Here is a 24,277-nt window from a genome sequence, read left to right as displayed (position 1 = left end):
ACTCTATTAACCAACCATGGAGCGTAAAGCGACACGAATAAGATCTTCACAGCTCGCACCAGAACCAAGAGATTTATGCGCTTGCTCAATCGATTTAGTTGCTTGAACGGGCTTATAGCCCAACGCGACCAATGCACTTTCTGCTTCAGCGCGGTTATCACTAACCGTTTCGAATGATGCCATATCAGGACCATCTGCCGCCGATAGCTGAAACTCATCCGAAGATTCCAACCCAAGCGCTTTAATCTTGTCTTTCATCTCTACGATTAAGCGTTCTGCGGTCTTCTTACCAACACCTGGCAACTTAATCAAAGACGCGGTATCACCATCATTTACACAACGCACAAATTCAGTTGTAGAAATACCGGAAAGGATAGTAATCGCCAATTTCGGCCCAACGCCATTAGCCTTAATCAAGGTTCTAAAAAGCGAACGCTCTTGCTTATCGATAAAACCATAAAGTAACTGCGCATCCTCTCGCACGACAAAGTGGGTAAAGAGCGTTACCTGCAATCCAACTTCAGGTAGTCGATAAAATGTGTTCATAGAAGCTTCCACTTCGTAGCCCACACCATTTACATCAAGCACTAACTGTGGAGGCTGTTTTTCTAACAACTCACCTTTTAATCGACCAATCACTTACTTTTTATCCTTATCTAATTTTTCTAGCTTATGACCTGCCACAATAAACTCAGGCAACCTGAGATCTGCGAACATCGCAGCCATACGCAATACAAAGATGATTACCATAGAGATCAGCGCTACTGGCTGCCCAGGGATATACGACTGAAACACCACAAAAAATACCGAGCCTGCTAATGCACAGGTCGCATAAAGCTCACCATCTCGCTGCAAAATTAGCGGTATCTGCCCAGTCAAAAGATCTCGAATCATACCACCAGCACAACCAGTGATAACGGCCATCATAACAACGATAATCGGCGGCAAACCAAGTCCTAAGGCTTTTTCGGCACCTAACACGGCAAACAGAGCCAGCCCCATAGCATCCAGTACTAACAAAGTGCGTCGAGGGTACTGAATATATCGACAGACAAAGAAAGCAACTACCGCAGATATAATTGCAGTCCATAAATAAGAGGTATCTGCCACCCAGACAACGGGATGAATATCTAAAGTGATATCGCGAATCGTGCCGCCACCTAAAGCTGTCACTATCGCTAAAACAACCACTCCTAGAATATCCAGCTGCTTACCTTGAGCTGCTAAAGCCCCAGCAGTTGCAAATACTGCAACTCCAATTAGATCAGCAATATAGATAAAATCAGCGTAAGCCATCTCATTCATGACGTTTATTGACGCCTCCAACTGGCATTGCGACTAGACATAGAACCGGCTGTTTTAATTAAGCTATTACGAGTATGCGCATGACAGAGTGCAATTGCGAGTGCATCGGCAGCATCCGCTTGAGGCAAGCCGGGTAATTTTAGAATATGTGCCACCATATGCTGAACTTGTGATTTATCAGCCGAACCTTTACCTACGACCGACTGCTTAACTTTACGAGCAGCATATTCGTAAACCGGTAACTCCGCATTAGTACCTGCAACAATAGCGACACCACGCGCCTGACCAAGCTTTAGAGCAGAGTCGGCATTACGTGCCATAAACACCTGCTCAATCGCAAACTCCTGGGGACAATAGCGCTCGATCACTTCAGATACACCGGTATACACCTGCTGTAATCGCTCTGGTAATTCATCACCTTTAATACGAATACAACCACTGGCAACATACTCATTTTTATTGCCAACGCAGTTAATCACACCGTAACCGGTGATTCGGGAGCCTGGGTCTATTCCTAATATCAGCATCAAACTAATCTACTGGTTATTTATACAGCAAAGAATAACGTAGTCTTAATTGTTAAGGAAGGCTTTGTGGTCAACAATATAATCGAAGATAGATTTAAGGCAGTTATAGCCACTGATATGACGGCATTCTATTTTATAAAACGAATAAGCCCTATCTAAACAGATAGGGCTTATTTTGACCGTCACTAAAATCCTTGCCATAGAAGCAATACTCATCCAATCAGAACTGTCTAATTGAAAAATATAGCAAAGGTTATTCTTCGTCTTCGAATCGAGCTCTTGCTTCAGCCTGACGCGCTTCTATCTCAGCACGCTCTTCGCGCTTTTCCGCTTTACGCTTGTTACGCTCTACTTGCTGGCTCATAAACTGTTCTAATTCAGCTTCAGCCCAAACCTTGGCCTCATCTTCAGTCGCAAAGCCATCCTGCTGTTTGGAGATAACAGTTTTACGTGCACTTGCCTGACGCAAGATCTGAGCACTCCAAGTTTCCCCTTCAGCAACTAACTGAAAATCGTACTTTTTACCTTTGGCCATCTATTTTTCCTGAGGATCTGACTGTAAAAACAGCGCATTCTAGCACGCTTAGTAATCGGGTTAGACTGATTTATGTAACTTTAGGTTAATAAAGTAACCTGCAGCACATTTTCTTAACCTTTTAATGGCTGGCATAGGGCCCTATGAGCGTTTAAAATAGGCCTGCAATTAATTATTACTGTTTGAGTGCACATGAAATCTGTTGACGTTGATACGCCTAAAACTACTGAATCCGAAACTAACCAAACCAAAAACGGCTTCTTAGCGCTGGTTTCAAAGCTTTGTTTTGATGAAACCCTGCCTATTCGTTTTATGTACAAGACAGTTCCTGAACACTTAAACGATACAGGCTGGCGTATGTTTACGGGTTATGAAACCGAAGAGTTTCTGGAAGATCAGCTTTCCAACCTTCTTCCTGTCCCAGTAGAAAAGATGTGCCGCCTAGACCCATCCTTGAGTGAACTGGTTACCTACAATGCTGGTACAGTTTGGGAACGTGCTCCTGGCTCAGACTCATGGGAACGTGTGCACGATTACCGTATTCCTTCGCACAATGTTGATGTAGAAATCACCAACGACGTTGATCGATTTAACGTTGAAGAAGAAAAATAATCCCCCTTACGCTTGAATTCTCATCAAGTGACATTATCTAAATAGTTAACCGAGGCTCAAAAGAGGTCGGTTAACGGCTCGCTCAAGAGAGGAGCCAAACTTTTAAATTTAGATATATTGCTTGATGAGGATATACAGATGCGTGAATTCGATCTATCTCCACTATACCGTTCTGCCATTGGTTTTGACCGTCTAGCTAACATGCTAGATAACGCTAACCGCAACGACAACCAGCCTTCATTTCCTCCATACAACATCGAACTACTTGGAGAAAATAATTACCGTATTACCATGGCTGTGGCAGGCTTTGAAAAAGACGAATTAGATATTCAAAGTGAAAGCGGGACTCTGACGATTACGGGTCAGAAGAAAGAACAAACTCAAGATCGCCAATACCTTTACCAAGGTATAGCTGCGCGTAATTTTGAAAGACGTTTCCAACTAGCGGATCATGTAAAAGTGACTAAAGCCTCGATGGAAAACGGTTTGCTTCATGTTGATCTGATTCATGAGATCCCTGAAGCGATGAAGCCGCGTCAGATCCAGATCGAGCACTAATACTGCCAGAGCTCTCACTGACAGTGCTCTAGGACAAAAAAGGAGGCCATGTTGCCTCCTTTTTTAATGGCTTCAGGAAGTTTATCTGAGGCCTTTTGATATACCGTAAGCAGTTCATCACTAAACAAGCAAAATACAACCTCTTCAACGCTTGTCTCTTTTTTCAATTCACTCTTAACCGTGAATAACGCAATCTCTGCAGCCTGCTCCAATGGATAGCCATAAACACCACAACTGATCGCCGGAAATGCGATTGTTTTGATATGGTTTTCGTTGGCTAAAGCCATCGAGTTACGATAGCAAGCTTCCAACTGTGCTGACTCACCATGATCACCACCCCGCCAAACCGGCCCTACCGTATGAATAACGTATTCAGCAGGAAGACGATAACCTTGGGTAATTTTCGCTTTGCCCGTATCACAGCCATTCAGTGTGCGACATTCAGCTAACAGATGGGGTCCAGCTGCTGAATGAATTGCACCGTCTACACCGCCACCACCCAACAAACTGTTGTTCGCAGCATTAACAATTGCATCAACGTTCAATTGGGTAATATCGTTCTGAACAAAGCTAATTTTAGCTGTCATGATCCAGCCTCCTTAGGTTCATTGTAGTGAACAGCGAGCCATATCGTTGGTTGATCAGAATCAGTCCATTCAACACGGTGTCGTTGATGTGCAGGGAAACAGTAACTGTCACCTGCATTCAGGGTAAATTCTTGATCTGGATTTGCTGTACGAAGCCCAGCGCTTCCAGAGATAACGATTACCCACTCATCCCAAGCTTGGTCGTACCATTCCCCTTCGGGGGTTGCGTGGGCATGAGAGATAATACGTTCAATGCGAAACTGATCAGTAGAGAGTAACGGGTCGAACTTTTCTGATTCTGGTCCCGAGCCTGACAAGTCATAGAGGTTCATTGTGCTACCACTCACTGATTGGAGCAGACAATGTCACTGCCTGCTCAATTAATTTATAAACCACTTTCATGACACTTAAGTGACACGTTATAAAGTTAGGCAACTTCCGGAAGAAATGAGAGATCAACGTGGTACTTAGTAGGATTGTTGCGGTCGATATAAACAGTGAGTTCATCAGTCACAACATATTCAGTCGGATCAAACCAAATATCATCACTTCTAAACAGATAGATCTTGTTATCTTCTGGATTGTGCCACTGCAAACTAATCACAAACGGGCTTACACCATCCGTTTCCATACAGGTGTTCCTGTCTAGCGTATGAATCTGAGCTTTAATAGGTACACCCTGAGTTTTCAGGTAATCACGTTTTCTGCCTTTCATACCGCTAAATATTAGAATAAGTATGCCAACAATGAAGAAAACAGCGCCAAGGCCAGCCACAATGGTTGCCCCACCCCAGAGGGTGAAAAAGCCATTAATCTTAGCGTCTTGCGGCGAATTAGTTTGGTAGAGAACCTCAACCACCTCACCTTGCGAGTAGCTAGGAGGGTTACTCCCAGCGCTCGAGGAAAATGTCACTTTCTGACCTTCATTGGTAACAAATGAGACGACAGGATGATAAGTAAGCGAATCACTGCTTCTAGAGGCTCTTAGCTCTATAACTTCTCCTTCAGCAGTAACAGCGGTTTCCAAAAAGCTCTTAGTATTTGTGAATAACACAAACGCTAGGATCAACAGACCTAAGCCAATCAGGCTGAAAAGGTATTTAATGATTGAGATCGCTTTCATCCGATTATCCTTAATAGAATGATTTTTCTAACAATAACGTTTTGCTAATTGGTGCTTAACTTATACAAAAATAGCCCGCTTAAAAGCGGGCTATTTTTAGGTTATGTCTAATTAACTTACGCGAAATTTAGACAGTGTGCTCTCAAGGTGAGATGCCGAGTTAGCCATATCATCTGCTAATGCAGAGGTATTTCTGGCCGCCCCTTCCGATGTATCAGCACTTGCGGAGATTGCAGCCAAACTCTCATGCAGATGATTTACAAGGCCACTTTGCTGTTCAGCTGCTGCAGCGATACCCGAATTCATCTGATTCACTTCCGATAGAGAGTTATCGATCTGTTGCAACACTTCACTCGCACGAGCCATTTCAGAGACATTTTCAGAAACAGAGCTACTGGTATGTTCCATCAATTCTACTGCACGCTGAGCACAGCTAGCGAGCTTTTGAAGAGTCTCACGGATCTCGCCAGTAGAATCCTGTGTACGCTGAGCTAAGGTTCTTACCTCATCGGCTACCACGGCAAAGCCTCGGCCCTGCTCACCCGCTCGCGCTGCTTCAATGGCCGCATTCAAAGCCAATAGGTTAGTCTGATCTGCGATATCACTGATTACACTGGATACTGCATGAATATTTTTAACATCCTGATCCAGTTCACTGATCACAGCGCTGGTTTTAGAAACATCAGAAGCAAGTTCATTGAAAGATGAAGTTGTCTTTTGAACAACGAGCAAGCCTTCAGATGCCATTTCATTAACTTCTTGTGCTGTTGTAGATGCCTGATTGGTATTCATCGCAATCTCTGACGCGCTACTTGCAAGTTCTCCTACACCTTCAGCAATATGCGAGGTTTCCTCTTTCTGACGCGCCACACCATCCCGAGTTTGAGAAGATTCAGCAGAAAGTCGTGAAGAACTATTCGTTACCAAGGTGGTTGCACTTTTAGTTTCTCTCACTAGAGACTCAAAACCTTCGGCAACCTTATTAAGACCTTCAGAGATAGCAGACATCTCATCTTTGCCATAGTGCTCAAGGCGAGCTGACAGGTCACCTGCAGCAAGTTGACCTGCTACCTGTTGGAATCTATCCATGGTTTCAATAGTTGATCGATAGAAGCCCATGAACAGATATATCGCCAGTAACACGGTCACAGCAATAACCGCCAAAACGAGGTTACGACTGTTAACCTGCTTAGAAAGATATTCCTGCTCTTTCTCATACAATGCAGGCAACATCATTTTATACAGATTCAATACCTGCTTGATCGCAGTTGTACCTTCCCCAAACACCCCATTAGAGTTAACAGCAATGCTATCCGGCTCAGTTACATTCTGCTGAATATAAGCGATGTAACTACCTACCGCTTTTTCAGCTGCGATAATTTCCGAGCGCATCGACTCCAACTCAGGCATCGTTTCGCCGTTAGCTAATTCTGGGTAGGTTTTTTCTAAACGACCGATAAGGTTATTGATATAGATATAGCTATCTGGTGTAAAGCCGCCTTTTGCGGCAACACCCGAAGCCTTGCCACGAAGCTGACCTGTTTCATCGATAATCTGTGGTAGAAACACAGCAACGTTATCGATCATAAAAGTAGTATCAGAGTGTGGATCTAATTCGAGGGAGAATTCCCGCAAGATAACTTCATTAAATCGTCTCACAGATGCTGCGAACTCGTTGTGTAGTTCAAAGATGGCAGCAGGTTCAGCGTTTCCGATACTCGATTTGATCTTGCTCCACTGTTGATCAAGTGAAGAAATAATAGTTTGCGTGCTAGAACTAACGTCCGTAGTGCCAGACTTTAATTGGCTAAGCGCTTGATCTACCTTCCCACGACGATCCAACACTTTAGACTCTACACCCGTATTACCGTTTAACAGCGCATTGGTAAGGCCTCGGTGCTGACCAATATTAAGTACTAGAGGCTCTGTTAAGCGGATAATCTCTATCCCCCTAATCTCCTCTTTGGTCAAGTCGATACTACGGCTCAACTCTTGCCAGTAAAAGGTTACTGTCAGCACAAGTGGTATTAGAAATAACACACTGACTAGACTGAACTTTGCTGGGTATTTGAGACTACCCATTAGTTTAGAAGCGGGACTTAGCCAAGATGCCATTTTTATCTCTCCATTGATCCACTTGTGACGTATCAGTCTTTTAGGGCAAGTCTGAGTTCAGAAGGTTCCTTTATTTTTTTAACTTTCTGAAAAAGCATGTCTGCTTCTTTATACTCTCGCTGTAAGTGACTTAACCACTGTTTTATGCGGCCATGCACATATTTGGGCGCAATATCTCGCTCAATGCGGTTTAAGTATGCCTCAATAAACGGCACAACCTGACTCCAGTTATAACTGCTCACCTCCTCATCAGCAAGGTGATATTTTATAACCTTAGCCAAATCAGGCTTCGCAATAAGGCCGCGACCGATCATAATCGTGTCGCAACCACTGACTTCACGACAACGTTGAAAATCCTGCCAATTCCATACCTCACCATTAGCGACTACAGGAAGATCGACAGCCTCTCGAATTCTAGCAATCCATTCCCAGTGAGCTGGAGGCTTGTAACCTTCGAGCTTTGTTCGGGCATGTACGGCTAAACTATCCGCACCTGCTTCAGCTATCGCATGAGCGTTTTCCATCGCCAAGGATTTATCTTTATTGCCCAAACGCATTTTTGCCGATACAGGGGTTTCTGCAGGAACAGCTTGTCTCACCGCCTTTACGATCTCATGAACAAGTTCCGGCGTATCCAATAGAACGGCTCCACCTTTACTGCGATTAACCGTTTTAGCTGGACAACCAAAGTTTAGATCTATCCCCGGTGCGCCAAGTTTGGCGGCTTTGCGTGCGTTACCGGCTAGGACATTTGGATCACTACCAAGCAATTGAAGAATAACGGGCGTCCCTGAAGGTGTTTTACCTCCATTATGTAACTCAGGACATAAACGTCGGAACACTTTAGCGGGCAAAACACGATCACTAACACGCAAGAATTCTGTAACACAGTGATCTATACCACCGACCTGTGTTAACAGATCGCGCATAGTGTAATCAACGACGCCCTCCATCGGGGCTAGGACAATTTTCAAAGCAGGCTATCTTTAGGAATAAAAAAGGACGGCTATTATAAGCTGCAACGGAGACGATAAAAATGAGTAGATGACTTTGAAAGTCACTTTATCAAGCTTTGTAACATTCCTTCCAAGCACCCCTATGATTTACTAAGATAGAAATAACCATAAGCTGTGTTTTTTATTTTTTGCTATGCGCCTATTCCTAGCTATCGATCTGCCTGAAGATCTTCAGGATCGGATTACCGAACTCTATTGTCCTGAACTCGAACAAGTACGCTGGACCGTGACTCATCAACTACATATCACCTTAGTGTTTATCGGCGATCAGCCCCATCAACACTTGGAAGAGATAATTGAAGCGGTATCTGAAACCAGTTTTGAACCTTTTGAACTTCGCCTGCGGAAGATAGGCTATTTCAAATCAGGAATTATCTGGTTAGGCGTAGAAGAATCGGAGCCCTTAAAACGTCTACAAAAGTCGCTAAGTCACAAAATTAGAGGACTAAGCATAGAACTAGAACAACGGAAATACATGCCTCATATAACTTTAGGGCGCAGCAAAAAATTAACACCTGAAGTGGTCAGGCGGGTCAGCCATAAAGGACTGGGATTCACTGCGAATTTCGAGGTTAGTGCTTTCCAGCTTAAAAGTAGTGTTTTGAAGGTAGATGGCGCTGAGTACCTAACCGAAGTGGAATTTCTGCCTGATTGAGGTTTTGCTTTGCAGCCTGACCAAAGAAAACCTGTGATATAGTCAATTGATGGAACCTATCTATCGCACATATCAAGAAAAGGATCTTCAGGCCTTAATCGCCCTGATGAAGCAATTAGGGTACACCCACTCAGAACAATCTCTGCTTACAAATATCAAAGCTGTGCATAAGGCCAGCGGGGAGATTTTTATCGCTGAGTTAAATGGCGCTATTGTAGGCTGTATCTCTGCCATTATAGATACTCGCTTAGCTGAAGGCGCTCATGGTGAAATCGTAAGCCTCGTTGTTGATAAAGAACACCGTGGATATGGCTTAGGCAAAGGATTAGTTAAAATAGCTGAATGTTGGTTATTGAAACAAGTGGATAGCATTCGCATTCGGGCTAATTCGATTCGTAAATCAGCCCACAAGTTTTATCAAGAACTAGGGTACGTAGAAACTAAGCAACAAGTGGTATTAGTGAAAAATAAACATGAATAAGAATCAGGCGAACAAAGAGTATTTACGCCGAATAAATCTAGCAACCACATACATTTGCTCAAACCTAGAGCAGCAATTGAATTTAGATAAGATTGCTCAAGTTAGCTGCTTCTCCCCTTTTCATTTCCACCGTATATTTCACGCCCTCACAGGTGAAACCGTTAATGACTTTATCATCCGCAAAAGAATGGAAGCCTCTGCTAATCGACTGATTTGCCACAAGGAAATGAGCATTACCGAGGCAGCCAACGCAGGCGGTTTCTCTTCGAGTGCTAACTTTTCAAAAACATTTAAAAATTACTTCGGTATCACCCCTAGCCAGATAAGGGACCCAAGCGGAATCAAAGATAGCAAGATTGGAAAACTAACTAGCAAGTATGGAAAAGAATTCAATCCAAGCGATCTGTACTCTCAATTTGTCACTGACCAAGTGAAGTTTGATCCTGACAAATTAGAGGAAATACTCATGCAAGTAACCATTGAAGAACTTAAAGCTAAACGCATCGCTTATCTGACAGCACCAAAGGGATATGACGTTCCCGCCATTTTTGAAACTTGGGATAAACTGGATAACTGGGCTAGAAGCCTGAAATTACAAAATTTTGAAAACCAACGCTTTGCTATCTGCCATGATAACCCTATGATCACGCCGACTGAGCATTGCCGTTACGATGCTTGCGTTCAGATTGAAGACGACACGCCGGTGAGTGAACCATTTGAAGTAGCAACTATTCCGTCCGGTCAATATGCCTCTGCTTATTACAAAGGAGACGGTGACAAAGTAAGTAATTTTTATATGGAGCTCTACTCTCATTGGCTCCCTAACAGCGGCTTTGAGCCCGATGACTTAGCGCCTATTGCGCACTATCTAAACGATACACGGAAAGATGGCTTTGTCGAAATGAATATTTATATCAAAGTTAAACAGTTACAAGACTAAGCGATAAACGAGATACCCTACAACAATATATGGATGGCAATTTGATGAAGACAATTTTGATTGTTGGTAGCAGCCGAGGTATTGGTGAAGAGCTAACGAAGCACTTTTCTGACGCTGGCCACAACGTTATAGGTGTATCTCGAAGCCCATCTAAAAACTGCGAATGGATTCGTGCAGACCTTTCTGTGGAAGAAGAAATAAAAACGATTGCAGCTCAGCTAGGGGAGCAACCTATAGACACCCTGATCTATTCCAGCGGAATTTGGGAGGATGAAGGCTTCACCGACGACTTTGACTTTAGAAAAACAAAATACGAAGAAACGCAGCAAATCATGCAAGTTAATCTTGTTGCACCCATCGAGCTCACCAAAGCTCTCGCTCCAAACCTAGCACGCGCAACTAACCCAAGAGCAATCTATCTAGGTGCCAACTCAGGTTTAGAAAATATAGGTTCAGAGCAAGTCGCTTATGCTGCAAGCAAGTTTGGCCTTCGCGGAGCAATACAAAGCCTTAGGAGTGCGCTAAAACAAGAAAGTATTGGCTTTACCGCGATAAACCCCGGCAATGTAGGCACTGAGGAGGTACTGATGGACATAAAAGAGTGCCGTATGCCTGATCATGCCCCTATCCCGATCTCAGATATCATCACCTCGATAGAAATGATAATGTCACTCTCTAAAGATGTGGAGATTGGTGATATTAATTTGAGTCAGAAAAGCACCTAGACACTTTATTTGAGACACTAAAAAGCGGCCCGAAAGCCGCTTTTTTAGATCTTAACTGTAGCGATTAAACCGCTGTCAGACCTCTAAGCATATCTGCTTTAAGATCTTCGATCGATTCGATACCTACAGAGAGACGAACCAAGTTGTCTTTAATGCCCGCTTCAGCACGTGCTTCTGGCGTCATACGACCGTGAGTCGTTGTCGCTGGGTGTGTGATTGTTGTTTTCACATCACCAAGGTTTCCTGTGATAGATACCATCTTAGTTGCATCAATAAAGCGCCACGCGGCATCTTTACCACCTTTCACTTCGAAGGAAAGCACACCACCAAAACCTTTTTGCTGCTTCTTAGCTAGCTCGTGCTGCGGATGGCTTGGAAGGCCTGAGTAGAAGACACGATCTATGCCATCTTGTTCTTCTAGCCATTTCGCCATCTCCATAGCGTTATTGCAGTGAGCATCCATACGCAACTTAAGGGTCTCTAAGCCTTTTAGGAAAACCCAAGCATTGAACGGGCTCAAGCAAGCGCCGCCAGTACGGATAAAACCAAACACCTCTTCCATGTGCTTATCGCTGCCGACAACCACACCACCGACACAACGACCTTGGCCATCAAGGTATTTAGTCGCCGAGTGAATAATGATGTCTGCACCTTGCTTCAATGGCTGCTGAAGCATCGGTGTGCAGAAGCAGTTATCAACGACCAACAATGCATCGTACTTATGCGCAATCTCGGCAACGGCTGCAACATCTGTTAGTTCAGACAACGGATTAGACGGTGTCTCTAAGAACAGCATCTTAGTCTCTTCTGTGATTGCTGATTCCCAGCTATCAAGATTAGTTGGGTCAACATAAGAAACTTTGATGCCTGTACGTGTCAGGTACTTATCAAACAGAGATACAGTAGAACCGAATACACTGCGCGAACAAACAACATGATCGCCATTTTGCATTAACGATAGGCAGGTACTAAGAATTGCCGCCATGCCAGAAGCTGTTGCGACTGCTCTTTCTCCGCCTTCTAGTGCTGCGATACGCTCTTCAAAAAACTGTACAGTTGGGTTAGTGAAGCGAGAGTAGATGTTACCCTCCTCTTCACCACCAAAACGTGCAGCCGCTTCACGCGCACTTGAGAAGACATAGCTTGATGTCGGGTAGATTGGGTCACTATGCTCCCCTTCAAGGGAGCGGTGCTGACCTGAACGCAAAGCAAGTGTTTCCAGATCGTAACCTTCTGAAGGCTCGAACTGGATACGCTCAGCGCGTTCGTAATCAGAAATAGACATCGACTATTGCTCCTTAATCGATCTTGCTACAAAGGTTAGAGGATTCATTACTCTCAACCTTTTTGTTATTACTGCCTTTAGCGTCGTCATTACGGGCAGCTTTTAAGCGCTCAAGATATTGCTCATCAATATCACCCGCTACGTATTTACCATCAAATACACAGGTATCGAACGCTGTAATTTCTGGGTTACCTTCAGATACAGATGCTTTAAGATCATCTAGCTCTTGGTAGATCATCCAGTCACAACCGATCTCTTCACCCACTTCATCATCTGTACGGCCATGAGCGATAAGCTCTTCCGCTGCTGGCATATCAATACCGTAAACGTTCGGGTATTTAACCGCTGGCGCAGCAGATGCAAAGTAAACTTTCTTAGCACCAGCATCACGTGCCATCTGAACGATCTGGCTAGAGGTAGTACCACGCACGATAGAGTCATCAACCAACATGACAACTTTATCTTTAAATTCCATACCAATTGGATTCAGCTTACGGCGAACAGACTTCTTACGCTGTGTCTGACCTGGCATGATGAAAGTACGGCCGATGTAACGGTTTTTGATAAAACCTTCACGGAAAGTAACACCCAAGTCTTTAGCCATCTCCATTGCAGAGGTACGGCTTGTATCAGGGATTGGGATAATCACATCGATGTCATGGTCTGGGCGCTCACGCAAAACCTTCTCCGCAAGCTTCTTACCCATACGCATACGAGAAATATGTACGTTTACATCATCGATGATCGAATCTGGACGCGCTAGGTATACGTATTCGAATAGGCACGGCGCAAGCTGCGTGTTCTCAGCACAAAGCTTGGTAGAAACGTTACCTTCCATATCGATGTAAATCGCTTCGCCTGGCTCGATATCACGAACTCGCTCGAAACCAGAGATATCTAGAGCAACACTTTCAGAAGCTACCATGTACTCAGTACCTTCTTCAGTTTCGCGCTTACCGTAAGTCAGCGGGCGAATGCCGTGAGGATCACGGAAGGCCAACATGCCGTAACCTGTAATCATTGCTACAGCGGCATAACCACCTTTACAACGCTCGTGAACACGGCGAACCGCTTCAAACATATCTTCAGCTTGCGGCTGCAGTTTGCCCTGACGTTGAAGTTCGTGAGCAAATACGTTCAACAACACTTCTGAATCAGATGTTGTGTTGATATGACGCAGATCAGCACGGAACATTTGTTCAGCTACATCTTCTGCATTTGTCAGGTTGCCGTTATGAGCTAACGCGATACCGTATGGAGAGTTCACATAGAACGGCTGCGCTTCAGCCGAGCTAGAACTACCGGCCGTAGGGTAACGAACGTGACCGATGCCCACGTTACCTACCAGACGTTTCATATGGCGGGTACGAAATACTTCGTTTACCAGGCCATTATCCTTGCGTAAGAAGAAACGGTTACCTTCACAAGTAACCATGCCCGCTGCATCCTGACCACGATGTTGCAGAACAGTCAGAGCATCAAAAATAGTCTGGTTTACATTAGATTTGGCTACGATGCCAACAATGCCGCACATTAAAACTCACCTCAAAGTGCAAACTAACAAAAGAAAAATTTAGCGTCCCGCATTCCAGATCAAGCGACCCACTTCGCTCGCTGTCTCTTTGGTCCATGCTTCCATAAGTAAAAAGTGTGGAATCAATTGTGATTCCTTGAACCAGCGATCTTCAACCGCTGGGCTCATTCCAATCAGCGCGACTATAGCCACGATAATTAAACCACCTCGTGCTGCACCAAATCCGATTCCAAGAATACGGTCCGTTGCAGACAACCCCGTTGCTTCTACGAGCGCACCGATCAGTTTATTGATCATGACTCCAACAACAAGAGTGGCTATAAAGAGGATAGCAAACGCTGCGACTAAACGTACTGACGGCGTTTGAATATAAGCTTCTAACAGAACTGACAGTGACTGCGAAAATAGGCGCGCAACGATAAAAGCCGTTACCCAAGTGATCAGGGAAAGTGCTTCTCGAACAAAGCCTCGCCTTAAGCTCATAAGGCTTGATATCGCAATGATGCTTAGTATGGTCCAGTCAGCCCAGTTCATCTTTACAGCTCAGTAAGAAATTGCGCGCATTTTAACAGAGTTTATAGGATCGCTTCACGCTTTATTATTGCGTAGTAAAACGAACAATAATGCCATTCAATCCGAAATCTTTTTTCAGTGTCAGCTTAAGCGACTCTAATCGGCTCTTTTGGAATTCAGGCCCTACATAAACCTTAATCAATTCACCCTGTTTACGAGTAAAGACTTTATGCCCTTCACCGATTAGTTGCTTACGCAAGCTCTTAGCATTAGCTTCATCTTTAAAACTAGCAAGCTGCAGCGTCCAAGCCACTGGAACACCTTCTTGGTCAAGTACAGGCTGATCTTTATGAATTTCCAGCTCAACCTTTTGTTCTTTTTCAATCTTTTCGATGACCTGTTTCACCTGTTTAGGTGGTTGAGGTAATTCAACTGGTTGTTTAGGTTCAGCTGGTTTAGAGGTATCTGGCAGCGGTTTATTTTGTGGTTCTATACGTACAATTTCTGGACGCTCAGGACCTGGAGGAATTTCGGACTGAAGGTGACGCTCTTTATAGCCTGCACCATCAAAAAAAACAGGAAAGATCACCGCAGCAGAGATAAGAATCACTGCAAACCCTACTAAGCGGTATTTTACTTTCTGCTGCATTAGCTATTTCCTTGCCAAAATCGTCAACGCATCACTGACGGTAAAGAATGATCCCGCAATAATAACATTGTCATTTGGGTTAGTGTCTATTCGAACCGCATCAATTGCCGCTTTAACTGATGAAAATTTCTGAACCAAAGCTTCACTTGGGAATAGTTCAGCTAACTCTGCGGCCTTTTGCCCTCGCGGAACATTGATGTCAGAAAGATAGGTAGCTTTCACTACTGGAGCTAGTGTATCTATAACTTGCTGACAATCTTTATCCGCTAACATGCCTAAAACAAGATAAACATTGCCCGATAATCCTTGGATACGAGCGTTTAGAAGCTCTGCTGCTTCAGGGTTATGGGCTACATCTAGCCAATAATGCAGATTGTCTTGTTCTACATGCTGCATACGACCTGTTAGCGCTGCTTGCTGAATACCTACTTTAATCTGCTCATCCGAAATTGCTAATGGAATATATTGAACAATTTTAATGGCAGTAGCAGCATTTTGAATTGGCAACTCTGGTTGTTTAAGGTCGTTAATCGATTTGGTCTGGCCTTGAGCATCCTTTCCTTGCCAGCACCACAGCTCGCCGTTTTCTTCATAGCTGAAATCAACACCTGCTTGATGTAGATCGGCACCAATCTCATCAGCATAAATGGCAACTGACTTTGGAGGATTCAGATCACCGCAGATTGCAGGTTTAGCAGCGCGGAAAATGCCCGATTTCTCACGACCAATCACTTCGCGGTTATCACCTAACCAATCGACATGGTCAATCGAGACGGTAGTGACCGCACTAATGTCCGCATCAATAATGTTTACTGCATCTAAACGGCCACCCAAGCCTACTTCCAGCAGAACCAGATCCGGTTTCGTTTCAGAAAAAATAACTAAGGCAGCTAGAGTGCCAAACTCGAAATAAGTCAGTGGTATCTGACCGCGCGCTTGGTCAATTTTTTCAAAGGCGTCGCACAACTGTTGGTCCGTCGAATTTTGGCCGTTTAACTTAACTCGCTCGTTATAGTCGATAAAATGAGGAGATGTGTAGCAGCCAACACTGTATCCTGCCTGTTGGTAGATGCTGTTCAAGTAACTAATCGTTGAACCTTTTCCGTTTGTACCTGCAACAGTGACAACGGTTGATGCAGACAGATCAATTTTTAGCTTTTCTGCGACTTGACTGACACGGCCTAAACCTAGCTCGATTTCAGACGGATGGCATTGCTCCATCCAAGACAACCATTCAGAAAGATTCATTTTTTGATTAGCGGTATTCATAAGACCAACAACTTTTAACAATCACCAGAAACCAAAAAGGCCGGCGTTTTCACGTCGGCCATTTTTACTACCTTGAGCAATTACTCTGCTTCAGGTTTCGCAGGCTCTTCCTCAACAACAACCTCACCCTCAACTGTTTCTACAGGTGGTAGCGGGCTTTGATTGGTTAGCTTACGCAAGATGCGAGACAAACGAGAGCGCATTTCACCACGGTTAATGATCATATCAACCTGACCGTGCTCTAGTAAGAACTCACTGCGCTGGAAACCTTCAGGCAATTTTTCACGAACTGTTTGTTCGATTACACGAGGTCCCGCAAAGCCCATAAGCGCTTTAGGTTCAGCGATATTCAAGTCACCCAACATCGCTAGAGATGCAGACACACCACCATATACAGGGTCTGTCAGAACAGAGATATATGGTGTACCTTGTAGACGTAGTTTTTCTAGGATCGCACTTGTTTTCGCCATCTGGAATAGAGAGAACAACGCTTCCTGCATACGCGCACCACCCGATGCAGAGAAACAGATCAGTGGGATATTCTCTTCTAGAGCGATGTTTGCAGCGCGAACAAAGCGCTCACCTACAACAGCACCCATAGAACCACCCATGAAGCTGAATTCAAATGCAACGGCTACAACAGGCAAACCTTCTAGCTCACCGCGCATAGCGATCAATGCATCTTTTTCGCCGGTACTTTTCTGAGCCGCACTTAAACGGTCTTTATACTTCTTAGAGTCTTTAAACTTCAGACGATCGATAGGCTCTACATCTGTAGCCAGCTCTTGGCGGTTATCTTCATCTAAGAACAATTCAAGACGACGACGCGCGTTAAGGCGCATATGGTGGTCGCACTTGGGACAAACATTCAGGTTCTTTTCCAACTCAGGGCGGTAAAGAACAGATTCACACTTAGGGCACTTTTTCCACAAGCCCTCAGGGATATTCGAGCGCTTTTTCTCTGAACGAACAAGAGAAGGAACAATTTTTTCCAGCCAGTTACTCATTATTTCAAAACCTTATTAGCTGTCCATTGCTTGACGCATATCTTTGATAATTGCAGCTACTTCAGGAGCAATTTTGCCCTGATCTTTTACTAGAGATGCAATCTTATTAACTAAAACACTGCCGACAATAACACCATCCGCAACTTTTGACACTGCAGTAGCTGATTCAGCATCTTTGATACCGAAACCTACACCTAATGGAATGTCAGTATATTTACGAACGATGTCTAGCCTGTCAGCTACAGCCTGAACATCAAGTGAAGCGGAGCCGGTAACCCCTTTCACTGATACGTAGTACAGGTAACCACTACCGTTCTCACAAACGTATTTAATACGCTCTTCTTCAGTAGTCGGCGCCAAAAGGTAGATAGTATCAATATCATGCTCACGCATGATCTGATTGAACTCACCTGATTCTTCAGGCGGAAGATCAACGGTTAATACACCATCAACACCTGCTTTCTTCGCTTCTTCAGCAAAGCGCTGGTAACCCAGAATTTCGATCGGGTTAAGATAACCCATCAAAACGATTGGCGTTTCATTATCTTTCTGACGGAACTCAGCTACCATTTCTAACACATCAAGTAAACGCACGTTATGTGTCAACGCGCGCTCACAAGCTAGTTGGATAACTGGACCATCTGCCATTGGATCTGAAAATGGGATACCCAATTCGATAACATCGGCACCCGCTTCAACCATAGCGTGTAGTAAACCTACTGTAACTTCCGGTGCAGGATCACCTGCTGTTACATAAGGAATTAGGGCTTTGCGGCCTTCAGATTTAAGCTTTGCAAAGCTTGCAGCAATACGACTCATTCTATTTTTCCTCGCACAAATCAGATATTGATGCCATCGATCTGTGCGACCGTATGAATATCTTTATCACCACGACCAGACAAGTTAACAACGATTGTCTGATCCTTATCCATCTCTTTAGCCAGCTTCATTGCATAAGCAACCGCGTGGCTTGATTCAATTGCCGGCATAATACCTTCAACGCGTGTTAGTGCACGGAAAGCATCCATAGCTTCATCATCTGTCGCATCAACGTAAGTGGCACGACCAGTATCTTTAAGGTAGGCATGCTCCGGACCAACGCCTGGGTAATCAAGGCCCGCTGATACAGAGTGAGTACCGATGATCTGACCACCTTCGTCAGACATCAAATATGTACGGTTACCATGAAGCACACCTGGGCTACCTGCAGATAATGGCGCAGCATGCTGCCCCGTTTCTACGCCGTAACCGCCAGCTTCAACACCATACATTTTAACATCAGCATCTTCGATGAATGGGTGAAATAGGCCAATTGCATTTGAACCACCACCTACACATGCCACAAGTGCATCAGGTAGACGACCAGTCTGATCTAAGCACTGTTGGCGCGCTTCACGACCGATTACACACTGGAAATCACGAACCAACTTAGGGTATGGGTGTGGACCCGCTGCAGTACCGATGATGTAGAAGGTATTATCAACGTTGGTTACCCAATCACGCATCGCTTCATTCATGGCATCTTTAAGCGTACGAGTACCCGATTCAACCGCAATAACTTCTGCACCTAGAAGCTTCATGCGATAAACGTTAAGTGCCTGACGCTGCACATCTTCAGCACCCATATAAACCTGACATTCCAAGCCTAAACGAGCAGCAACCGTTGCTGTAGCAACACCATGCTGACCAGCACCAGTTTCAGCGATTACACGCGGCTTGCCAGTGTATTTAGCCAGAAGCGCCTGACCAATTGTATTGTTAACCTTGTGAGCACCCGTATGGTTGAGGTCTTCACGTTTCAGGTAAATTTGAGCTCCACCTACTTTTTCGGATAGGTGCTTCGCATGATACAAAGGCGAAGGACGTCCAACATAATGTGCCAGATCACGATCAAACTCTTCCTGGAACGCTGGATCTCGCCACAACTTCTCATAAGTTTCTTCTAGCTGCTTAAGCGCAGCCATTAGAGTTTCAGATACGAAACGACCACCGTAAGGGCCAAAGTGGCCTTTACTATCGGGCAACTGAGCAAGTGCTTTAAGATCGATATTAGTTGGCACGGGTTACCTCATTTATAAATCTATTAATTTTGTCGGTATCTTTGATACCTTTACTCTTCTCTACCCCACCGCTCACGTCTATTGCATATGGTTTAACAGTTTTAACAGCCTCGGCTACGTTGTCACAGTTAAGACCACCAGCAAGGATAATTGTCGCTGGGTGAGGTGTTGGAATACGATCCCAGTCGAAGGCTTCACCAGTTCCACCTGGAACACCCGGACGATAAGCGTCCAGAAGAATAGCCTGCGCTGAAGTGAATTGTTCTACGGTGTCTGTTAAATCCAGTTCTGGCTTCATCCGAATAGCTTTTATGTACGGACGGCTAAAACTGCTACAGAACGCTTCAGTTTCATCACCATGAAATTGAAGTAAATCTATACGAGTTTGTTCGATAACTCGATCAATAAACTCTCGCTCTGCATTAACAAAGAGCGCTGTTGTTGTGACGAACGCTGGAAGCTTTGCAATGATTTCTGCCGCTTGTTCAACCTCTACAGCACGAGGGCTCGGCGCATAAAAAACAAAGCCAAGAGAATCGGCTCCTGCAGTAATTGCTGCTAAAGCATCCTCTATATTAGTAATACCACAAATTTTAACGCGCGTTCGGTTCACAGATACAGTTCACTTAGAAAATATCAGGTTGCAAATAGTAGCAGATAGAAGGCCACTAAGTCAGTCAACTATGAAAGGAAAAAAGGCCCTATTTGCGATTTAGGCAGATCAAATTCATCAGGATACTTAGCATCAACGAAATAAAGACCATAAGGAGGTGCTGTTACACCACCCTGACGACGATCCTTAGCATCCAAAACCTCTTTTGCCCATATAGGATCAGCCTCACCGCAACCAACGCTCATCAATACGCCGGCGAAATTTCGAATCATATGATGTAAAAACGCATTAGCTCGCACATCTAGAACAATCAGTTGACCACTGTGATAAACATCTAGCTGCTTCACTGTACGAACCGGACTGTGCGCCTGACAGCCCACCGCACGATAGGAGGTAAAGTCATGCTCGCCAATAAGATAGTTTGCGGCTTCCTGCATCCGCTCCACATCCATCTGTTTGTAAGTCCAGGTAATACCTTTTGGCAAAATGGCAGGCTTAACCGGATTACAGTAGATAAGGTATCGATATCGACGTTCAACAGCAGAAAAACGTGCATGAAATTCATCCGAGACGGGCACAGCCCATTGGATAGCAATATCATCGGGAAGATTGGTATTGGTACCTAAAACCCAAGCACGATCTTCTCTTTGTACCGGACTATCAAAATGAATAATTTGATAGGTTGCATTTACCCTCGCATCAGTTCTACCGGCACAAATAACCGATACAGGCGCATTTGCAATTTTTGAAAGCGCTTTTTCCACTTCCTCTTGAATGCTTGGCACATCACCCTCTTTCTGAATCTGCCAACCACGATACGCGGCACCAGAATATTCGACACAAAGGGCATAACGATAAGAAGGGGCGATAGAAATCGCCCCTTCTGGTGAACTATTAAGTTCAGTACAACTTTTTTCTGACATACTACTTTTCGTTAATGGATTGAATCAACGCTTCAGCTTCTTTTTTCTGGTCATCAGTGCCTTCGGCAACAATCTCTTCCAGAATATCTTTAGCGCCTTCGAGGTCTTCCATATCCATATAGGCACGAGCTAGATCAAGCTTAGTCTCTACTTCATCTGCTCCCTCTAACAGGTTTAACCCTGCCAGCTCGTCAAAATCTTCATCCACTGAGGCATCCTCTTCTACAGCACTTTCTTCCAGTACTATATCACCCTCTTCACTATTGAGTAGCGCATCCAACTCAGAATCTAAATCCGCTTCTAAATCATCAGAGATGGATGATTCCAAATCATCATCTTCCAGAACAACTTCATCATCAGAAGATACTGCTGCTGCGGCCGCAGCTCCGCCAACAGCGGCACCCGCTGCTACATCAGTAAGATCAAGATCAGAGCCTAAGTCATCCAGCATTGCATCTAGATCATCAGATGCAGCATCTGATTCACTGACCTCAAGCTCTGACTCCTCAACTTCTTCCATCTCAAGATCAGCAGCCATTGCCTGATCAATATCGTCATCAACCTGAGCAAGTAACTCATCAAAGCTTTCATCAGACTCAAGTGACTCTCCATCCAACTCGTCTTGGGTCTCAAGTTGACCCGGAAGACCGATATCACTAGGATCTGGATTCGCCGCGAGCATTGCTTCCAACGCATCATCAGTTACATCGCTTTCTGTAGCTACATCAGTAGAATCACCGGCAGACTCTTCTAGATCGCCCATATCCAGATCTTCAGCTAACAGCGCCTCCAGATCATCTGTAGCGTCAGTCTGAGTATCTTCTACAATTTCTTCAGCAGTAGGCTCTTCCTCTACCTCAGCTAGTAGATCATCAAGTTCATCAACTTCAGTTTCAGTCTCTGTTTGCTCAGCCGCATCGGTAAGCTCTTGAATATCTTCATCAGACACTGAATCAAGCAGATCATCCAAGCCTGATTCATCAAGCTCTTCAGGAACCGTATCTACTTCCATATCTACAGCTAGATCAGCTTCTAAGTCTGGGCCTTCCGCTTCATGATCAGCAACTTCTTCAGCAGTTACAAGGTCTGGCACTTCATCAACAACAAAGTCTAGATCACCATCCGATACAGCTTCCTCTGAGTCTTCAGCAGTTTCCTCAACCACCTCATCTGCAGCATCATCCAGATCGAATTCTAGGTCCGCATCATCAAGGCCTAAATCAATTTCGCCATCTTCTGTAGAATCAGTTTCTAGCGCCGCATCAAGATCTGCGTCATCGACTTCAGGTTCAATTTCGTCAATTTCACCCAAGATATCATCTAGAGCATCAGGCTCATCAGCATCCGCAACTTCAAGCTCATCGTCAGCATCATCTAGATCTGAAGGCTCTTCCAAAATTGCATCAAGCTCATCTGCTTCTGGCTCTTCTACTGCCGACTCAACCTCTTCGACATCATCGTCATCAAGACCCAAATCAAACTCATCGTCCTCTAACAACGCATCTAGATCGTCAGGCTCGTCCACTTCCACTGTCTGAAGAGCATCCCCAGCTCCATCTTCCTCAAGATCCAAATCCATATCGAGATCTAAATCATCAATATCATCCAAATCTTCTAGGTCATCAGCATCTGTAAGATCCAAATCAGCTTCATCTAAAAGATCATCTTCTGATCCTAAATCTAGATCTTCAACCTCATCAATTGCTTTGGTATCACTAGCTTCCTCTTCAGTTTCCGGCTGCTCTTCCGGTGCTTCTACCGTTTCCACTTCTTCAGAAGCATCTAACTCTTCCGGCACTTGAACTAGGGCATTTTCATCCTCTGTAGTTTCTTCATCCTTTTTACCGCGACGAAGGAAGAAGAATAAAGCACCTAGCAATGCAATTAATGCAGCACCAATACCCCCAAAAGTCGCAGGAGACTGTAGAACTTTATCAATGAGGCTTTTTTCTGGAGGTACAGGAGGTGGAGTGGCGGCAATCTCTGCCGCTTCAACTTTATTTTGTAAATTAGCTAATTGCTGATCTTTTAGCTCAAGCATTTCCCGTAATTTAGACAATTCATACTGAATTGAATCTAACTTTTCATTAAGCTCAGCATTATCGCGAGTAATTTTATCTACATTCTCTAAAGACTGACTTAATCTATCCTCAAGCTCTTGGTTACGGTCTAACAAGGCTTGCTTTTCTGTATCCACGATATTTTCAGGCTTTTCATCAGACTTTGCCTGTGTATCTTTTTCTTCGCCTTCTGATTTTTCACCTTCTGACTGGTCAGTTATTACACCTTCTTCAGGTTCGATTGAATCTTTTGGTGTAACAATTTTAAGTTCAGCTGATTTCTCATCTGTAGGTTCAGGTTTTGGAACCTCATCGACAGAACTTGTCACAGGCTTCTTTTGAGAAACCTCCATAGGCGCAGTCGTTTTGCTTTTATTTTTCCACTCAGACGTTTGACGTGCGAACTCACGGGTTGCTTCTTTAGAATTCAGCTGATTGATTTCTTCCATAGTTGGAAGATCCAATACCACTCCCGCTCTAAGTACATTAATGTTGCCATTAACAAATGCTTGGGGGTTCTTCTTCTGTAAAGCGATCATCATCTTCTTTACAGGAATACTTGAACTAGGACGATGCTTTATTGCTATTGCCCATAAAGTATCTTTCACATCAACATAAACTTGTGAAGCGCCAGTTTTCATTGTTCTAGGACTGTTTAAAGTTGAAGTCCTAGATTTTGAATTCACTAATGGAGCAGCAGAAGCTGGTGCACTGGCCGGCTGTACAGTTTTACGGACAGGAGTAGGATCATAGACCGGAGGATCTAGTAGCAGAGTATATTCACGAACTAAACGACCACTAGGCCAGTTAACTTCTACTAAGAAATTAAGGAAAGGCTCTTTGACAGGCCTATCCGAGCGCATTGTTATTACACCGGAACCATCAGGATTGACTTTTACCTGAAAGCTCACATCAGTCAAAAAGCGTGACTTTTCTAAACCAGCCAAAGCGAATTCGTCAATATTCGCCATTCTTGGCTGAATCTGCAAGGGGCCTAACTTTCTCACCTCTAGCAACTGAATTTCCGCATTTAACGGTTCATTCAATGCTGAGTGAATTTTAATTTCGCCCAAACCCAGCGCATTAGCGTTGGAGGCACTTATGATCCCTGCTACTGCAAGGCTGACGGCGAGTTTTCGCAACATCATCAGTTTCCTTGTTTCCCTACCCTCAAAACTCCGAGCA

At 44.3% G+C, this 24,277-nt stretch carries 26 protein-coding genes; 6 read left to right on the top strand and 20 right to left on the bottom strand.

The genetic code is table 11. The annotated features are described in order from the left end of the window. Positions 1–6: 6 nt before the first annotated feature. From ruvA to ACMXYT_RS06455, 4 genes are all read right to left on the bottom strand, one after another. A complete protein-coding gene (gene ruvA, locus ACMXYT_RS06470) occupies positions 7–639 on the bottom strand; it encodes a Holliday junction branch migration protein RuvA (RefSeq protein ID WP_415900804.1) in 633 nt (210 codons plus the stop codon). Next, the gene (locus tag ACMXYT_RS06465) at positions 640–1,305 is read right to left on the bottom strand and encodes a trimeric intracellular cation channel family protein (RefSeq protein ID WP_415900802.1); all 666 of its coding nucleotides are present in this window, start codon (positions 1,303–1,305) and stop codon (positions 640–642) included. It lies immediately after the preceding gene. 5 nt (positions 1,306–1,310) lie between these two features. Further along, complete coding sequence (ruvC, locus tag ACMXYT_RS06460; protein ID WP_415896391.1) at positions 1,311–1,832, bottom strand: crossover junction endodeoxyribonuclease RuvC; 522 nt, start codon at positions 1,830–1,832, stop codon at positions 1,311–1,313. 253 nt (positions 1,833–2,085) lie between these two features. Then, the gene (locus tag ACMXYT_RS06455; RefSeq protein ID WP_415885039.1) at positions 2,086–2,367 is read right to left on the bottom strand and encodes a DUF3622 domain-containing protein; all 282 of its coding nucleotides are present in this window, start codon (positions 2,365–2,367) and stop codon (positions 2,086–2,088) included. A gap of 192 nt (positions 2,368–2,559) precedes the next feature. On the opposite strand from ACMXYT_RS06455, the gene ACMXYT_RS06450 reads away from it, so the two are divergent. Next, positions 2,560–2,979, top strand: coding sequence for a DUF2185 domain-containing protein (locus ACMXYT_RS06450; RefSeq protein ID WP_415912048.1), 420 nt, complete (start codon positions 2,560–2,562; stop codon positions 2,977–2,979). A gap of 138 nt (positions 2,980–3,117) precedes the next feature. Beyond that, positions 3,118–3,537, top strand: coding sequence for an Hsp20 family protein (locus ACMXYT_RS06445; RefSeq protein ID WP_415881564.1), 420 nt, complete (start codon positions 3,118–3,120; stop codon positions 3,535–3,537). Between the two features lie 14 nt (positions 3,538–3,551). Here the strand turns inward: ACMXYT_RS06445 and ACMXYT_RS06440 are convergent, their stop codons facing one another. The 5 genes from ACMXYT_RS06440 to ACMXYT_RS06420 form a co-directional block, all read right to left on the bottom strand. Further along, positions 3,552–4,124: an O-acetyl-ADP-ribose deacetylase gene (locus ACMXYT_RS06440; protein WP_415912047.1), complete on the bottom strand. Its 573-nt coding sequence runs from the start codon at positions 4,122–4,124 to the stop codon at positions 3,552–3,554. Continuing rightward, positions 4,121–4,456, bottom strand: coding sequence for a cupin domain-containing protein (locus ACMXYT_RS06435; protein WP_415900797.1), 336 nt, complete (start codon positions 4,454–4,456; stop codon positions 4,121–4,123). Before ACMXYT_RS06435 ends, ACMXYT_RS06440 begins: the two co-directional genes overlap by 4 nt. A 95-nt stretch (positions 4,457–4,551) precedes the next feature. Continuing rightward, the gene (locus tag ACMXYT_RS06430; RefSeq protein ID WP_415900795.1) at positions 4,552–5,247 is read right to left on the bottom strand and encodes a DUF3592 domain-containing protein; all 696 of its coding nucleotides are present in this window, start codon (positions 5,245–5,247) and stop codon (positions 4,552–4,554) included. Between the two features lie 111 nt (positions 5,248–5,358). Next, positions 5,359–7,362 (bottom strand): methyl-accepting chemotaxis protein, encoded by a 2,004-nt coding sequence (locus tag ACMXYT_RS06425; RefSeq protein WP_415912046.1) that lies wholly within the window; start codon positions 7,360–7,362, stop codon positions 5,359–5,361. 32 nt (positions 7,363–7,394) lie between these two features. Continuing rightward, positions 7,395–8,336 (bottom strand): tRNA-dihydrouridine synthase, encoded by a 942-nt coding sequence (locus tag ACMXYT_RS06420; RefSeq protein WP_415900793.1) that lies wholly within the window; start codon positions 8,334–8,336, stop codon positions 7,395–7,397. 175 nt (positions 8,337–8,511) lie between these two features. Here ACMXYT_RS06420 and thpR point away from each other — a divergent pair, with 175 nt between their 5' ends. The 4 genes from thpR (at position 8,512) to ACMXYT_RS06400 (ending at position 11,179) form a co-directional block, all read left to right on the top strand. Further along, the gene (thpR, locus tag ACMXYT_RS06415; protein ID WP_415900792.1) at positions 8,512–9,033 is read left to right on the top strand and encodes an RNA 2',3'-cyclic phosphodiesterase; all 522 of its coding nucleotides are present in this window, start codon (positions 8,512–8,514) and stop codon (positions 9,031–9,033) included. A 49-nt stretch (positions 9,034–9,082) separates the two neighbouring features. Continuing rightward, a complete protein-coding gene (locus ACMXYT_RS06410; RefSeq protein ID WP_415912045.1) occupies positions 9,083–9,514 on the top strand; it encodes a GNAT family N-acetyltransferase in 432 nt (143 codons plus the stop codon). 76 nt (positions 9,515–9,590) lie between these two features. After that, on the top strand, positions 9,591–10,454 hold the full coding sequence (locus ACMXYT_RS06405) for an AraC family transcriptional regulator (protein ID WP_415912044.1): 864 nt from the start codon (positions 9,591–9,593) through the stop codon (positions 10,452–10,454). A 44-nt stretch (positions 10,455–10,498) separates the two neighbouring features. Beyond that, entirely contained in the window at positions 10,499–11,179 is a 681-nt protein-coding gene (locus tag ACMXYT_RS06400; RefSeq protein WP_415900789.1) for an SDR family NAD(P)-dependent oxidoreductase, read from the top strand. Positions 11,180–11,243: 64 nt separating this feature from the next. Here ACMXYT_RS06400 and ACMXYT_RS06395 read toward each other — a convergent pair whose 3' ends face one another. The 11 genes from ACMXYT_RS06395 to ACMXYT_RS06345 form a co-directional block, all read right to left on the bottom strand. Further along, positions 11,244–12,464 (bottom strand): O-succinylhomoserine sulfhydrylase, encoded by a 1,221-nt coding sequence (locus ACMXYT_RS06395; protein WP_415900788.1) that lies wholly within the window; start codon positions 12,462–12,464, stop codon positions 11,244–11,246. A 13-nt stretch (positions 12,465–12,477) separates the two neighbouring features. Next, a complete protein-coding gene (gene purF / locus ACMXYT_RS06390; RefSeq protein WP_415903907.1) occupies positions 12,478–13,998 on the bottom strand; it encodes an amidophosphoribosyltransferase in 1,521 nt (506 codons plus the stop codon). Positions 13,999–14,037: 39 nt separating this feature from the next. After that, on the bottom strand, positions 14,038–14,532 hold the full coding sequence (locus ACMXYT_RS06385; protein ID WP_415881575.1) for a CvpA family protein: 495 nt from the start codon (positions 14,530–14,532) through the stop codon (positions 14,038–14,040). 64 nt (positions 14,533–14,596) lie between these two features. Continuing rightward, the gene (locus ACMXYT_RS06380; RefSeq protein WP_415891803.1) at positions 14,597–15,160 is read right to left on the bottom strand and encodes an SPOR domain-containing protein; all 564 of its coding nucleotides are present in this window, start codon (positions 15,158–15,160) and stop codon (positions 14,597–14,599) included. A gap of 3 nt (positions 15,161–15,163) precedes the next feature. Continuing rightward, positions 15,164–16,429, bottom strand: coding sequence for a bifunctional tetrahydrofolate synthase/dihydrofolate synthase (gene folC, locus ACMXYT_RS06375; RefSeq protein ID WP_415891804.1), 1,266 nt, complete (start codon positions 16,427–16,429; stop codon positions 15,164–15,166). A gap of 80 nt (positions 16,430–16,509) precedes the next feature. Continuing rightward, positions 16,510–17,436, bottom strand: a complete 927-nt coding sequence (gene accD / locus ACMXYT_RS06370) for an acetyl-CoA carboxylase, carboxyltransferase subunit beta (RefSeq protein ID WP_415891805.1) — start codon at positions 17,434–17,436, stop codon at positions 16,510–16,512. A gap of 15 nt (positions 17,437–17,451) precedes the next feature. Then, positions 17,452–18,255: a tryptophan synthase subunit alpha gene (gene trpA / locus ACMXYT_RS06365; protein ID WP_415891806.1), complete on the bottom strand. Its 804-nt coding sequence runs from the start codon at positions 18,253–18,255 to the stop codon at positions 17,452–17,454. A 20-nt stretch (positions 18,256–18,275) separates the two neighbouring features. Continuing rightward, positions 18,276–19,496, bottom strand: a complete 1,221-nt coding sequence (trpB, locus tag ACMXYT_RS06360) for a tryptophan synthase subunit beta (protein ID WP_415891807.1) — start codon at positions 19,494–19,496, stop codon at positions 18,276–18,278. After that, complete coding sequence (locus ACMXYT_RS06355; RefSeq protein ID WP_415912043.1) at positions 19,486–20,109, bottom strand: phosphoribosylanthranilate isomerase; 624 nt, start codon at positions 20,107–20,109, stop codon at positions 19,486–19,488. Before ACMXYT_RS06355 ends, trpB begins: the two co-directional genes overlap by 11 nt. A 68-nt stretch (positions 20,110–20,177) precedes the next feature. After that, positions 20,178–21,032 (bottom strand): tRNA pseudouridine(38-40) synthase TruA, encoded by an 855-nt coding sequence (gene truA / locus ACMXYT_RS06350; protein WP_415912042.1) that lies wholly within the window; start codon positions 21,030–21,032, stop codon positions 20,178–20,180. A 1-nt stretch (position 21,033) separates the two neighbouring features. Next, positions 21,034–24,237 carry a FimV/HubP family polar landmark protein gene (locus tag ACMXYT_RS06345; protein ID WP_415912041.1) on the bottom strand — a complete coding sequence of 1,068 codons (3,204 nt, stop codon included), beginning with the start codon at positions 24,235–24,237 and terminating at the stop codon, positions 21,034–21,036. Positions 24,238–24,277: the final 40 nt, after the last annotated feature.

It is taken from the genome of Neptuniibacter sp. QD37_11, from assembly GCF_047778105.1.
Lineage (GTDB): Bacteria > Pseudomonadota > Gammaproteobacteria > Pseudomonadales > Balneatricaceae > Neptuniibacter.
Note: the sequence above shows the minus strand (reverse complement) of the source record. Positions and strands in the feature narration are given on the sequence as shown.